Annotated in this window: 9 protein-coding genes and 4 tRNA genes; 7 read left to right on the plus strand and 6 right to left on the minus strand. The window is 67.9% G+C overall.

What is annotated here, in order from left to right; translation table 11 throughout:
- Positions 1–91: 91 nt before the first annotated feature.
- The 4 genes from ON19_RS03505 to ON19_RS03520 all read right to left on the minus strand — a co-directional run bounded on the left by ON19_RS03505 (position 92) and on the right by ON19_RS03520 (position 5986).
- On the minus strand, positions 92–2422 hold the full coding sequence (locus ON19_RS03505; protein WP_043686746.1) for an LCP family protein: 2331 nt from the start codon (positions 2420–2422) through the stop codon (positions 92–94).
- Between the two features lie 161 nt (positions 2423–2583).
- The gene (gene dusB, locus ON19_RS03510) at positions 2584–3726 is read right to left on the minus strand and encodes a tRNA dihydrouridine synthase DusB (protein WP_043686644.1); all 1143 of its coding nucleotides are present in this window, start codon (positions 3724–3726) and stop codon (positions 2584–2586) included.
- Positions 3727–3882: 156 nt separating this feature from the next.
- On the minus strand, positions 3883–4854 hold the full coding sequence (locus ON19_RS03515; RefSeq protein WP_043686648.1) for an acyl-ACP desaturase: 972 nt from the start codon (positions 4852–4854) through the stop codon (positions 3883–3885).
- Positions 4855–5913: 1059 nt separating this feature from the next.
- Positions 5914–5986, minus strand: a tRNA-Lys gene (locus ON19_RS03520).
- Positions 5987–6842: 856 nt separating this feature from the next.
- Between ON19_RS03520 and ON19_RS03525 the strand changes: the two genes are divergently transcribed.
- From ON19_RS03525 to ON19_RS03555, 7 genes are all read left to right on the plus strand, one after another.
- Entirely contained in the window at positions 6843–7508 is a 666-nt protein-coding gene (locus tag ON19_RS03525; RefSeq protein ID WP_043686652.1) for a TetR family transcriptional regulator, read from the plus strand.
- A gap of 94 nt (positions 7509–7602) precedes the next feature.
- Positions 7603–7675 (plus strand) — tRNA-Glu (locus tag ON19_RS03530).
- 29 nt (positions 7676–7704) lie between these two features.
- Positions 7705–7778, plus strand: a tRNA-Asp gene (locus ON19_RS03535).
- 58 nt (positions 7779–7836) lie between these two features.
- A tRNA-Phe gene (locus ON19_RS03540) sits at positions 7837–7910 on the plus strand.
- 429 nt (positions 7911–8339) lie between these two features.
- Positions 8340–9017, plus strand: a complete 678-nt coding sequence (locus ON19_RS03545) for a GAP family protein (protein ID WP_043686654.1) — start codon at positions 8340–8342, stop codon at positions 9015–9017.
- Positions 9018–9103: 86 nt separating this feature from the next.
- Entirely contained in the window at positions 9104–9286 is a 183-nt protein-coding gene (locus ON19_RS03550) for a hypothetical protein (protein ID WP_043686655.1), read from the plus strand.
- 201 nt (positions 9287–9487) lie between these two features.
- Positions 9488–10207 (plus strand): polyprenol monophosphomannose synthase, encoded by a 720-nt coding sequence (locus ON19_RS03555; RefSeq protein WP_220136128.1) that lies wholly within the window; start codon positions 9488–9490, stop codon positions 10205–10207.
- Positions 10208–10248: 41 nt separating this feature from the next.
- Here the strand turns inward: ON19_RS03555 and ON19_RS03560 are convergent, their stop codons facing one another.
- Both ON19_RS03560 and ON19_RS03565 read right to left on the minus strand, forming a co-directional pair.
- Entirely contained in the window at positions 10249–11652 is a 1404-nt protein-coding gene (locus ON19_RS03560) for an HAD-IB family hydrolase (protein ID WP_043686664.1), read from the minus strand.
- A gap of 39 nt (positions 11653–11691) precedes the next feature.
- Positions 11692–14181: a glycerol-3-phosphate 1-O-acyltransferase gene (locus ON19_RS03565; RefSeq protein ID WP_043686667.1), complete on the minus strand. Its 2490-nt coding sequence runs from the start codon at positions 14179–14181 to the stop codon at positions 11692–11694.
- Positions 14182–14201: the final 20 nt, after the last annotated feature.

Here is a 14201-nt window from a genome sequence, read left to right on the forward strand (position 1 = left end):
CCCGGGTCGCTCCACACGACGGCAACAGCACAGCGAAATGTGATTTGAATCGCACCGTCCGCCGCGGCGCTTCCGGAGGCGCGGCCCCGCGTTACTTGCAGATCTCGTCGGCCGCGTTGACGTGTTCCAGGTCCGAGGGCAGTACGGTCGGCGTGGTGTCCGTCGAGGTGCTCGTCGCGATGTTGGTGATCTGGTCACCGACCGGCGTCGGCGCCTTCACGGTGACGCCGCTCGTCGAGTCGGCTCCGATGACCACCTCGACGATGCCACCGAGATCGTCGGCGGCCTCGATGGTCGCGCCGGGGATCGCCGTGGCCACGGTCGCGGCCTCGGCTTCCAGGCCCGCGGCGTAGCGGACCTTCGTCGTCGTGGAGGTGCCGTTGGCGTAATTGGCGGTGTTGTAGATCGTGAAGCCCTGGTAGTCGAGCTTGGCGGCGGCCGTGCGCGCCAGCCCCTCGATTCCGGAGCCGTTGGACACCAGCAGCGAGACGGTGGAGGGATCCACCGCCGTGTACTTCGTCGGTGTCGGGGCGGCCTGGGTGGGAGCGGGTGCGTCGTGATGGACGGTCGGCTTCTCGCCCGGCAGCGGCTGATCGTCGCGGATCGCCTTGAAGATCGCCTTGATGTCGGATTCCCGGGGGATCTCGTTGCCGTAGGAGGTGGTGCCCGCGGTCGGGACGGTGATGAAGGTAACCGCGCCGGCATCGATCTTCTGCAGTGAACGTCCCAGCATCAGTAGGTCGTTCGGTTCGACCTTGTTGACCCAGGTGTGCTCGCGGAACGCGCGGATGAAGTCGTTCAGCTTGCCCGGATTGAACAGCACCTTGCTGGACAGCGCGCCGCGCAGCAGCGAAGCGAGGAAGCGTTGCTGTCGGTTGATGCGGTCGTAGTCGCTGCGCTCCTCACCGTAGACATGCCTGGCGCGCACGTACTTCAGCGCGGTTTCGCCGTCGACGCGCTGCTTGCCCGGGTGCTCGAGGATGGTGCCGAGCACATCGTCGACGAGCGGCTTGGCCGCGCAGACCTCGACGCCATCGATGGTGTCGACCATGGACTCGAAACCGGCGAAGTCGATGCCGATGAAGTGATTGATCGACGCGCCGGTGAGCCGCTGGATTGTGGAGACGAGGCACATCGGGCCGCCGAGGTTGTAGACGGCGTTGAGCTTGTCGCCGATGGCAGACGGGAACTTCTCGTCGGTGTAGCCGTTCTTCTCGTTGTCCCACCCGTAGCACTGCGGCCTGGTCACGTCCAGGTCGCGCGGGAAGGAGACTACGACGACCCGACTCCGGTCCTTCGGGATGTGGACGAGCATGGTGGTGTCGGCGCGGGCGCCCTCGGCGTCGTCCAGCGTGCCCGCGCCGAGCTTGCCGTTCGCGCCTGCGCGGGTGTCGGTGCCGACGAGCAGGTAATTCTCGTCGCCGAGCTGGGCATTGGAATCGACGATGTCCTCGGAGTTCTCGTCGAGGGCCGAGACCTGGGTGAAACTGTCGCTGGTCGAGCGCAGGTAGCTCCAGCCGCCGCCGGTGGTCAGCAGAACAAGGACGGCGCACACGGTCATCCCGGCCCGTCCGGTGGCTCGCAGCCGCTTGTTGCGGCGCTCCCGGGAGGCTTGCAGTCGGGTCTGCGCGGGCGTGCCGACGGTCTTCGGCTTGGCGTCTTTGCCTTCTTTGGTCGGCCAGCCCACCCCCTTGCGCTTGGCGCGCGTCTGCTCTTCGAGCGGAGGAAGGACGTCGGTGACCTCTTCGGCCTGCTCCGGCTCGGGACGCGCGACAGGCGCGGCGGCTACCGGGCGCTCGGCGGTGCGGCGGCTCGCGGGGCGGGCGGCCGGTGTGGCGCCTGTGATGTCCTGGACCACCGGCGAGCTGCCCGTCTGGCGGGTCGGCGGGGCCTCGGGTGCGCGCCGGGGACCTGCCGCGGCGCCACGGCCGTTCGCGGGCTCCGGGGCGCGGTTCGCGGCCGGGTCGGCGGGGCGCCGGGGAGCTTCCTGCCGCGGCTCGGCGCGGTTGCCCCGTTGTGGTGGTGGGCCTGCCTGCGGAGGTAGCGGCTCGGGGCGGCGCGTCCGGTTCGGCGGGGTGCCCGCACCTGGTGGCGCGGGCTCGGCACGGCGTCCTCGGTTCGGCGCGGCGGCCGGGTCAGGCGGGGCGGGTTCGGCGCGGCGTCCTCGGTTCGGCGCGGCGGCCGGGTCCGGTGGCGGGGGTTCGGCGCGGCGGCTTCGCCGACCGCTGCGTTCGTTGTCGACCCGCTGGACGAGATCCTGGACCGTCAGGGGGGCGGAACCCTGGTCGGGAGTGGCGTCGGTATGGCGAGAACGGCGAGACGTGCGTGTGGCGTCTTCTTCCGGGTAATCCTCCGCGGGATACCGCTCCCACGGGGCGCGACCTCCGGGCCGTGGCGAACGCCCGTGCCGATCGTCACCCACCAACGAACCTCGCTTTTCGTCTTGCTTTCCGCCTCGGTCGAACCGGACCGGCGGCACCGATCCCGCAATGATAACGATTCCGCCACAGCGGGCCACCCCACGGCGAAATCGAACAGGTCACAGCAGTGTTTGGCGCTCTCGTTCGCTATGCGGTTGCCCGATCACCCGCCGCTGTGCATCACATCGGCGGCCTGCGGTACCGCGGGATCGTCCGGGTCGTCGAGCCACCCGTGCGGCAGCGCCACCTTGCCCGGTGAGCCCTGACGGCCGCGCGGGCCCTCCGCGTCCTTCGGGAAGGGCGCGGTCGGATCGAGCTGTTCGACAAGGTCTTCCAGCTGAGCGAGGCTACCCACCGTGGCGAACGAGCGTCGCAGGTCCGCGCCCACCGGGAAGCCCATCAGATACCAGGCCATGTGCTTGCGCAGATCACGCATGGCCTTGTCCTCGCCGAGATGCTCCGCCAGCAGCGCGCCGTGCCGGTACAGCACCGCGCCGACCCGGCCCAGATCGGGAGCGGCGGGCAGCGGCTCGCCGCGCAGCGCCGCCTGCAGCTCGGCGAACAGCCACGGCCTGCCCAGGCAGCCGCGACCGACGACGACGCCGTCGCAGCCGGTCTCGTCCATCATGCGGACCGCGTCGTCGGCGGAGAAGATGTCGCCGTTGCCCAGGACCGGGATCGAGGTGACGGTCTCCTTCAGCCGGGCGATCGCGGTCCAGTCGGCCTGGCCGGAGTAACGCTGCGCGGCCGTGCGCGCGTGCAACGCGACGGCACGCGCGCCTTCGGCTTCCGCGATGCGTCCCGCGTCCAGATAGGTGAGATGGTCGTCATCGATGCCGATGCGGAACTTCACGGTGACCGGGACTCCCGCCGGCTCCGCCGCGCTGACCATGGCGCGCACGATGCGCCGGAACAGGGTCCGCTTGTACGGCAGGGCGGCGCCGCCGCCGAGGCGGGTGACCTTGGGTACGGGGCAGCCGAGGTTCAGATCGATGTGGTCGGCCCAGCCCTCGCCGACGATGATGCGCACCGCTTCGCCGAGGGTGGCCGGGTCCACGCCGTAGAGCTGCATCGAGCGCGGATGCTCGTCGGCGTCGAAGGCCATCATGTGCAGCGTCTTCTCGTTGCGTTCGACCACCGCGCGCGCGGTGATCATCTCGCAGACGTAGATCGAGGTCGGGCTGCCGAATTCCCGGCACAACTTGCGGAACGCCAGGTTCGTGATGCCCGCCATCGGCGCGAGCACGACCGGCGGATCGACCGGATACGGCCCGATCCGCAGCTCGGCCGTCGCCTCGGTAGTCATCGTCACGCCGACCAGTGTCTCATTTCCGCACGTGAGTCGGCCGGAGCGGGTCGTTTGCCCAGCAGGCATGTCGCCATGGGGTCGCTACACCGGTCCGTTCATACCGCGCCGCCGCCCAGTGACCCGGACGGCGGCGGTGTGCTCTCGCCGCAGCGGTCAGCCTACGGAGCTGCCCGCCATCTGGCGGTCGCGCTTGGCGGCTTCGCGAGCGAGCATCCGGTCGCGCTGATCCTCGAACTTGATGACGTCCTTGGCCAGCTTGTCCAGGAACAGGCCGAGTCGCTCACGGACCGCTTCGCCACGGGCGGTGAAGTCGGTGCGCTCGAAGACGTTCCACTTCTTCAGCACCGGCTGGACGACCTCTTCCAGGTGCTGGCGCAGGTCGTAGATGCCGTGCTTGGCCATCAGCACGCCGTTGCGGCGGAAGTTGGGCATGCCCGCGCCGGGCATCTGGAAGTTCTCCAGGATCAGGGTGATCGCCTCGATGGCCTGATCGGGAGCCAGGTCGAGGGCGGCGCCGCACATGTTGCGGTAGAAGATCATGTGCAGGTTCTCGTCGGCGGCGACGCGCTGCAGCATGCGGTCGGCGATCGGGTCGTCACAGACCTTGCCGGTGTTGCGGTGGCTGACCCGGGTGGCGAGTTCCTGGAAGGTGACGTACGCGACGGAATGCAGGAACCCGGCATCGGCTTCGGCAGGGGAGGCGAAGCCGTTGGTCATGTGGACCATGCGGGCCTCTTCGAGGGCGACCGGGTCGACGCCGCGGGTGACGACCAGGTAGTCGCGCATGACGATGCCGTGGCGGTTCTCCTCGGCGGTCCAGCGGCCCACCCAGGTGCCCCATGCGCCGTCCTGGGAGAAGTTCTCGGCGATTTCCCGGTGGTAGGAGGGCAGATTGTCCTCGGTGAGCAGGTTCGTGATCATGGCCGCCTTCGCGACCTCATTGAGCCGAGACTGCTCCGGGTCCCAATCCACCCCGCCGAGTGCCGCGAAATTGCGGCCGTCGTCCCACGGGACGTAGTCGTGCGGATGCCATTCCTTTGCCATGGAGAGGTGCCGGTTGACGTTTTCTTCGGCAACCGGCTCCAACTCCGTCAGAAGCTCGAGTTGAGTCAGATCCCTTGCCATGTATGAACCCTTCAGTGTGTGCTTCCGGTCGTGCAGGTCATCCCAAGGTAGACCGATACCGATGCGGCCATACCTTACGGCACCGTAGGTGTGATGCGAAACGCATCCGTTAGACGATCGATGCCCTGGTGATCCACCTCATACGACACCTTCGCCGTTCGGTGATCTACCCGAGTGTATGGGTTCTACCCGTGGCGAGGGGACTATCGACGCGGGGCGCGAAGCGTTAGCAGACGTGCTCGGCTACACAATCCCCGGTCGCGGGCTGTCATGCGGCGATCGACCTGCGCTCGAGCGTGTCGGACCGCCGAGCTCGAGCCACGCTGATGAGTTTCGTCCGGCGACTCGCCGATGTGACCGGGCGACGGTGGTTCGGGCGGCCGCTCGGACCGGGCCACGGGGGAGATCGCGACGGCGATATGGGGTCCGTTTGCGGGGGCGCACCGCCGAGCACGCCGACGACAACCTCCGATCCGACGACGCCCGGCGCGACCTCTCGTGCCACTCGGCCCAGTTTCTCGATACCAGTCATAACGCCGGCACCGTCCCGGACGGTCGTGCAGATGCGGCGTGAGCAATTGGTGTTCCAGCGGCGGCCGCCACCCGATTAGTTGTCCCACGACGCGAATCATTCGTGTGCATCAACTGCGCGCGACGAACCTCCGAAGCCCGCCGTGCAAGCGTCGACTTCCCGCCCCGCCTGATTCGACCGACCGCGTAGACCCGAGCCGCGCGTGCTCGCGAAGAGCCGCGATGTCCTCGATCGGCACCTGCTGACCTCGCGAGCGTTTTGTTCCCTTCCTCACAATCCGACCGGTGTCCATGTGGTGCTCCGCCCCATTCGGGCCTATGTCTCTGTTGTAGCCAGTCGGCCCGGAATCTGTCGGTCCCAGCACGCCCACATCGCGGCAGGCTTCTATATCCACCTTCGCTCAGCCTGATCGCAATGAAACGGAGCGCCGACAGCTTGTCCGGCGGCGTTCACGCCGGTATGGCCACGCTCGGGAACTCGGGAGAAACAGATCGGGCGCCCGGAGTGACCCGGGCGCCCGACGCGTGTGCCCCCAGTAGGGCTCGAACCTACGACCTGCGGATTAAAAGTCCGTAGCTCTACCAACTGAGCTATAGGGGCGCGCGGAGGAACAGTGTAGTGCGCGTGGGGGCCGATGCCCCAATCGGGGGAGTTCGTGTCGGGGGGCGGGATGGATGGGTGCTGTCGGCGTGGCGGCCCGGGTGCGTCGCGTGGCGGCGTGGGGGAAGGTAACACGGTGCGCGCAGGGGGCGATGCAGGCGGTAAACATTTGGTACCCAGCTTTGTTCATCTAAGCCCGATCTGGATATCATTCAATCATGTTGGCTGGCAATGAGTTTGGATTTGCAGGGGGTGAACGGCCCGAGCTGGGGGAGGCCCGTGGGATGGGTTGGCGGGCGAGGTGTGGGCGGCGGCCGGCTGTCCGGCCTGCCGATCGGCTCGGGTGAACGATGCTGGGCCGCTGGTGAATTCATACCCCCGCCGGACGAGCCGGATGGGTTGCCGAAGATTTGCCGTAACAGAAAGCGGAATCGGATGGCTACTCGACTCGTCAGTTTGCCGCGTGTCGGATCGGGATTCCGGGTACGGTGACGCCTTGGTGAATTCCGAAAGAATCGCCGACTCGGTCGGCGCCGCGGAATTCGGATTGTCGTTGCTGTGTCCGGAGGGGTCGCGGTCGGTCCGGCCGGCCACGGCTCGGCGGAACTCGATGCCGCAGGAGGAGGCACGTTCGAGACGAAGAAATGCCCGGATGCGCACCCCCTGCGGCGCACCCGGGCAGGCAAACTATACCAGCTGGTGTGTTTCAGGTATTTCCCGAGTTTTCGTACCGAAAGTTTGAATTCGCTCGAAAACCGGGTTTGAAGTATCGATAAAACTAATGAATTCGCGCCGAGGGTCCGTTCCTTTGGGGGTGGCTGATTGGCGGCGAGTAGGCTTCGGAGGCGTTTCGAGCATGGCACGGCAGCAAGAGCGGGCCCGCCGGACACGGGCGGCGATTATCAGGTCCGCCGCCGTTGAGTTCGGGAAGAGCGGCTATGCCGCTGCATCGCTCAACCGCATACTGGAAGGGTCGCGCGCCACCAAGGGCGCCATGTACTTCCATTTCGACTCGAAGGAAGATCTGGCACGCGCGGTGCTGGAGACCGCGGTGGAACGCTACCGCGCCTCCGCCGAGCGCTGGCTGGCCCGAACGGATCTCAGCCCGCTGGACATCCTGCACGGAGTGGTCGACGAGATCGCGCTACGGCTGGAGCACGACATCATCGTGCAGGCCGAGTACCGCCTGATCATCGAACCGGACTTCTACCGTGACGTGCAGGCGGGCGGCGGTCGCATCCTGGGCCGCACGACCAGGGTGCTCACCGTCCGGGCCATCGACCACGGGCAGCTGCGCGCGAACGCCGATCCCGACCGGTTCACGCGCACACTCGCCGCCGCGCTGGCCGGTCAGCGGTACATGGTGGACCTGCTCGGCGGCCAGGTCGATCTGCGGGCGCGGTTCGAGGAGGCGCTCGAGGTCGTGGTCGAGGCGATGGCGACCGGGGAATGGCTGGAGAAGTTCCGCAGCGACGGCTGGCGTGCGCAGGCTCGCTTGGAGGAGCTCGGTTTGAGCCTCTGACCAGCCGGTTTGGGATTCGAGTCGGGTCTGTCATAAGCTATCCCAGCTCCCAACGGACAGCCGTTGAAAGCCGGTCCGGAGAAATCCGGGACGAGCCCCCTTCGTCTAGCGGCCTAGGACGCCGCCCTTTCAAGGCGGTAGCGCGGGTTCGAATCCCGTAGGGGGTACGATCTTCGGATCGTTGGTAGCACAGCATGGCCCTGTGGCGCAGTTGGTTAGCGCGCCGCCCTGTCACGGCGGAGGTCGCGGGTTCGAGTCCCGTCAGGGTCGCAAGTAAGCGCCGGAGATATCCGGCGTTTCGCGTATGGCATTCACTTCGGGTGCCTGCGGCCAGGTAGCTCAGTTGGTACGAGCGTCCGCCTGAAAAGCGGAAGGTCGCCGGTTCGATCCCGGCCCTGGCCACTTCACTCGTACCGGCTCATGCTCATGGAGAGCATGAGCCGGTCTCGTTTCGTCATGTTTTCTGGGGGTGCAACCCCCACGCCCCGCCCGGCGGGCTGCGCCCCCGGACCCCCAGGATTGTGGTTGCGTTCGGTGGGTGTCGGTTCGGGTTGATTCCATGTTTGCCGGTGTTTGCCGGTCAGTCCCTGCCCTCCGGATACCGTGGTCAACCCAGTTCGCCGGTGTCGTGTGGTCGACCCATGTCGACCCGTGTCCGGTGGTTGAACCGTTTCGGGGCTCTTCCCCTATCAAGGGGATTGGTCGTCGTCTCGCGCGACGCGGTTTCCGTGCGCGGCGTTCGACTTGGTGTGTCGAATCCCACAGTCGTGCAGGGTGGTTCGCAACTGGGTGTGTGGCCGGTTCGCGGGCCGCGGGTAGGCTGGCGCGGCCATGTCGACCCTTCTCCTCGCGCTCGCGGGGTTCGCCTTCCTCGACTCGCTCGACCTGCTGCTGATCGGCGTCACCACGGCGGTGGTCTACGACAGCAGGTTGAGCCGCCGCTCGCCGCTGGTGGGCGGTCTGAGCCTGCTGGCGGGCGTCTTCGCCGTCACCACCGCCTTCGGGATCTGCACGATCCTGGGGATCGGTTTCGTGACCGAGCTGATCGACTTCCGGATCACTCCGGCGGTGCGGTACTGGGGCGAGCTGGCCGCCGGAGTGGTGCTGATCGTTCTCGCGAGCATTCGGATGACCGGAACGGCGGCGCCGCGGCGCGCGAACACATTGCGACGCCGACCATGGATGCTCGCCGGCATCGGCGTGGCTATCGGTATCGCACAGGCGCCGACGGCGGTCCCGTATCTCGCCGGACTCGCGATGATCTCCGCGCGAAATCCGCTACCGACGTTGTGGCCGCTGATCGTGGTCGCCTATTGCGCGCTCGCATTGCTGCCGCCGTTGGTGATACTCGCCCTCGCGATGCGGCGCACGACCGGCGCGCGACGGATGTATCGAAACATTGTTCGCATTATCACCACACACGGCCCGACTTCGGTCCGCATACTCTTCGCGATCTTCGGCGCGGCTCTCCTATGTGACGCGTTCGTTCATTACCGCAGCCTTTGGTAGTCCGTGGTGAATTGCGTTCGCCGGAGCACCGCATCGGCGCTCGGGAAAGGGGGTTGAACGGTGGTGTTCGGTGGGATGCTGGAGGTATGGCTGAGCGCTGGTATTACTGCTTGAAGCACAATCGGGCCGAGCAAGGGCGGCAGTGCTGGTTCCGCGACCGGATGGGACCGTACCCGGACAAGGCGACGGCGGAGCGGGCGCTCGAGATCGCACATGCGCGCAATGAGCGCGAAGACGCCCGGGACCGATCCTGGCGGGACGGGGACTGAGACGGTAGGGGGCGAGCCTTCCCCCGAGCGGTGAAGTTGATCTTGAGCCGCAGGTCGCGGGCCCGGACGGCGTCGCCCCGGGTGCGGCCGCTCGGCTCCCGGTCAGGTGTATCGAGTACGGTTCTCCAGAACTCGACGAATGCTCGGTGGTCCTGGCGTGGGCTGCGAGCGGAAAACCAGGATCAGCAGGGAGGGCGACCCTTGAGGGTTACCGTTGTTGTGCCGACCTACAACGAGCGGGAGAATCTGCCGGTTGCGGTGGAGCGGCTGACCGCGCTGCCGGTGCCCGACCTGCACGTCCTCGTGGTGGACGACAGCTCGCCGGACGGCACCGGCGAGGTGGCCGACAAGCTCGCCGCCGAGCTGCCGAACGTGGTGGGTGTGCTGCACCGGACGGAGAAGGACGGGCTCGGGCGCGCGTATATCGCGGGCATCACGCGGGCGCTGGACGAGGGCGCGGACGTGGTGATCCAGATGGACGCCGACCTGTCGCACCCGGCCGAAGTCATCCCCGCCATGCTGGAGAAGCTGACGACCACCGACGCGGGTGTCGTGCTCGGTTCCCGTTACGTCCCGGGCGGCTCGACCGCCGCCGAATGGAAGTGGTACCGCAAGGCGCTGTCGGCCTGGGCCAACTTCTATGTGAACCTGATTCTGCGGTTGGGCGTCAAGGACGCCACCGCGGGCTTCAAGGCATGGAAGGGCGACACCCTGCGCGCCATCGAGGTGGCCTCGATCCGCAGCAACGGGTACTCCTTCCAGGTCGAGATGAACTACCGCACCATCAAGAAGGGGATCTCGATCGCCGAGGTGCCGATCCGGTTCGAGGAGCGGACGCTCGGCGCCTCCAAGATGAGCCTCAAGGTACAGCTCGAGTCGGCGTTGATGCCGTGGAAGTTGCTGTTCGGGCGCGCGGTCTGAGCCACGGCGGGGGTGCCCGTGACGCGGCGCACACCCGGTGATCAGCGGGGCCAATCCAAGAGCGTGTCGATGAACAACTGACGCACCTGCGCCACGTTTTCGTCCAGATCGGCGGGATTCCATGCGCTGACGTCGATCGGGTCGAGGATCGCCACATCGACCGTGCCGGGCCGGGCGACCATCGCGTTGCGCCAGCAGATCTCGCCCGCGTTCCGGATGACCACCGGGATCACCGGCACCCCGGCCTGCATCGCGATGTGGAACGCGCCTTTCTTGAACAGTCCGACCTCGGGGGTGTAGGAGCGGGTTCCCTCCGGCGACACCGCGACCGACAAGCCGCCGCGCAGCGTCTCGACCACCGGTCGCAAGGCCGCCCTGGCCCGCGCGCTGTTCGACCGATCGATGAACGTCACGCCGACGAAGCGCATGAGCGGCCCGAAGATCGGATTCTTGGTGAGCTCTTTCTTGCCGATGGCCGTGACGCCGCCGCCGAGCACCTCGGGCACGATGATGATGTCGAACTGGCTCTGGTGGTTGAACAGGAAGACCGCGGGCCGGGGTGATCTCGCGTTCTCGGCTCCCGTGACCCGCACGTGCACTCCCGCGATGCGCAGCGTGTTGCGCGCCGCGTGCGCCATCAGAGCGTCGGCCATCTGCCTGCGGTCCTTGGTGGGCGCCTTCGACGCGACACCGAACAGCGCGCCGCCCAGCAGTCCGGCGAACCCTGCGGCGGTGCGTGCGTAATCGCCCGCGCGCGGAGGGCGGCGCGGCCTGAACGTCAACCTGCCCCAGTGCTGCCGGTCGGCGACCTCGGCCAGCGCGTCGTCGGAGTTCACCACCACCGGATGCCCGGCCTGCGACAGCAGCGGCAGGTCGGCGCTCGTGCCGGCGTAGGCGTAACTGTGTTCGAGATCCACCTCGTGCGCGGCAGCGAACTCGGCGATCGCCTCGGCCTTGCCGTTGCGCCACAGCGGCTTCCCGTCGGGATAGCCGGTGAGCACGCCGTCTCGCGCGGCCATGGGCGTGCACAGCACGTGCTCGATGCCCAGGTGCGCCGCCGCGGGCGTCACCTGGAACTCGGTCAGCGAACTGACCAGCACGACGGTGTGCCCGGCAGCCTGGTGGGTCCGGATCAGCTGCCACGCCTCGGGGTGCAGGTGCCCGTAGACTATGCGCTTGAACAGTCGCCTGCCCAGCTCCGTCAGCTCCTGTTCGGACCGTCCGGCCAGCGCCTCGGACAGTTCGCGCAGCAGCCGGCTGTATTCGCCGTCGGTCATGTGCTTGCGGTGGCCGCGCAGCAGCACGTCGGCGGGCTTGCGGCGCCGGCGCGGTAACGGGCCGTCGACGACCGCGCCGAAATCGAAGACAGCCGCGACCGTGCGGCCTTGTGGCCCGGAGCGGATGGCGGCGATCGCGGCGTCGAGGTCAGCGCGTGTGCCGGTCATCGGACCTCCTGTGCGCCGAGACGGTTGCGCGTCGATCGCTCACCACGCCTCCCGGTTGGACGGGTCGAGCGCGGCGGCCTGCGCGATGCGGGCGCCGATAGTGCGCAGGCGCTCGGCGAATTCGGTTCTGCGCTGCCGCAGTTCCGCGCGCCGCGGGGCCGCTTCGGTGGCGGGCTCGGCCGGTTCGTCATCGGGCGCCGTTTCCAGCAGGCCGTAGTTGTCGGCGAGTTTCAGCGCGCTGGTGAACAACTCGGTGGAGACCGACTCGGGGCTGTGCAACCGCTGCTGCAGCATCATCTGCTTGCCGACCGCCACGCATTCGGTGATGAACTCCTTGCGGTCGATCTCGTCGCCTGCGTCGCGGTCGGCCAGCCGTTCGGCCACCACCAACTGCGCGTCGATGAACGAGCGCAGCACGCGGTGGGCCATCGTGAAGCCGGATGCGGTGAGCTTCGCCAGGATGTCCGAGCCCAGGGTGTCGTGGCGGGTGTGGGTGTACCAGTCCGGATCCACCAAGAGCATTTCCGCGACCATCTGGTCGGCGAACTCGCCGCGGTCGGGAAAGAAGAAGTCGAACTTCAGCAGGTCGCGCAGCCGGAATGCCTCGTCCCAGCCGGTTTTGAGGGCGTCGGCGTCGCCGTTGTCGACCGCGGCGAGGATGGACAGCTCGAGGATGGCGCGGTTGACGAACCAGTGCACGGCGCTGTTGCGATAGAAGGCGGCCTCCAAATGGGCGCCGGGCTCGATCGAGTACACCGGCTCGATCCCGCCGCGATACACCGTGACCACCTTGGCCAGCGAGAGCTGTTCCAGCACGACGGCCAAGCCCTGCTCGTCCCGCAGCGCGTCGAGTTCCCCGCGCGGCAGTTCGCGCTTGTCGATGTAGCCGAGCACCGGGGCCAGCACCGTGCGCACCTCGCCCAGGGTGAGCGCGCGCCCGTCGACACCCAGCAGCGCCAGGGTGACCAGCGCGTTGACGGTGATCGGCGTGACCGTGTTGATCCCGACCGCGACCTCGAACGCCAGCCGCTGCACGGCCTTCCGTTCCAGCTCGGCGATTTCCGGCGGGTCGCTGTCGACGACTCCGGCTTCGGTGCGCGGCGGCGGGATCGGCTCAGTGTGATGCAACGGGATGGTCAGCGGCGGCGCCGTCAGCGGATCGCCGTGCGCGGCGAGTCGGTCGCGCGCCGACAGCGGCTCACCGAAGCGGACGTACACGTGCCCGGCGGAGTGCTGTTGACTGCGGATGTAGCGCGCCAGCCAGGTCAGCCCCTCGGGTTTCTTCTTGCCGCCCTCCTGCTCGGTGGTGATGGCGCCGAGTTCGTTGAGCCGTTCGTAGGTGATCGAGACCGGAACCAGCATGACGTCGTCGATGCGATTCGAACGGACCGCGGCGGCGAGGTAGTTCAGCAGTCCGTAGCGCGGCGGCCGCAGCTTCCCGGTGCGGGTGCGGCCACCTTCGAAGTACCACTCCAGGTTGAAGCGCTTGGCCAGCAGGTAGGCGAAGTATTCCTCGACGACGGCCTTGTAGACCTCGTCGTCGCCGAAGCTGCGCCGGATGAAGACGGTTCCGGTGCGCCGCGCGATCGGGCCCATCGGCCAGAAGCTGAGGTTCGCGCCGCCGATCACGTGGTTCGGCGGGAAGTCGTTGCGGGCCAGCACGTCTCCCAGGACGAACGCGTCGACGTAGGAACGGTGCGAGGGCAGGAACACCAGCGGATAGCGGCGGTTGAGATCGCGCAGCCCGGTCAGGCCGGACTCGTCGGGGTCCACCTTCCAGGTCGAGGCGTGCACCGGTCGCATGGCCTGGGTGAACAGGTCGGAGACCAGCCTGCTCTGGGCGGCGACCAGTTCGTTGAGCCCCTTCTCCGCACGGCGATACACCTCGTGCGGGCTCGCCCCGATCTGGTCGGCGATCAACTCCAGCCTGCGCAGGAAGTCGGGGGCGTCGAGGATCTCCTCGGCGACGAGCTTGGGCACCTTGTACCGGTCGCCGATGATGGTGCGTTCGGCGCGTTCCAGCGCCACCACCGCGGCGCGCACGATGGCGCGGGCGAACGGCTCGACGGTGCCCTTGTCGAACAGCGCCGAGGCCTCCGGGTTGTTCGCACGCAGCTCGCTGAGCCGGGCCGGCGCGCCGGTCAGCACCACGTGCCGGTCCGGTGACTTGGACAGCAGCCTGCGCTGCGCCAGCCGGTTGGGCTTGCGCGGGTTGGTCATCAGGGCCAGGTCGGCGAAGGTGACGCGGCGCACGCCGTCGCGTTCCGGCGGCAGCCACAGCACACGGATCGGCACGACCAGCGGATCGTCGCGCCTGCCGACCAGCCGGGTCGCGACGGCGCCCGCGTCCAGGTCCAGCTGGGTGACCGGTGCGTCGGTGCCGAACTCGGTGCTGATCCCGCCGTCGGCCAGCCACTGGCCGACGAGTTCGCGCTCCACCCCCGATGCGGCGTCGATCAGGGCCACCACCGATTGCGGTGCGGTCCCGGGCCGGGCTGTCGCGGGTGAATCGCCGCGGTGATCGATCATCGATGTTCTTCCCTCCGCAG

The sequence above is a fragment of the Nocardia abscessus NBRC 100374 genome (genome assembly GCF_000308455.1).
GTDB lineage: Bacteria > Actinomycetota > Actinomycetes > Mycobacteriales > Mycobacteriaceae > Nocardia > Nocardia abscessus.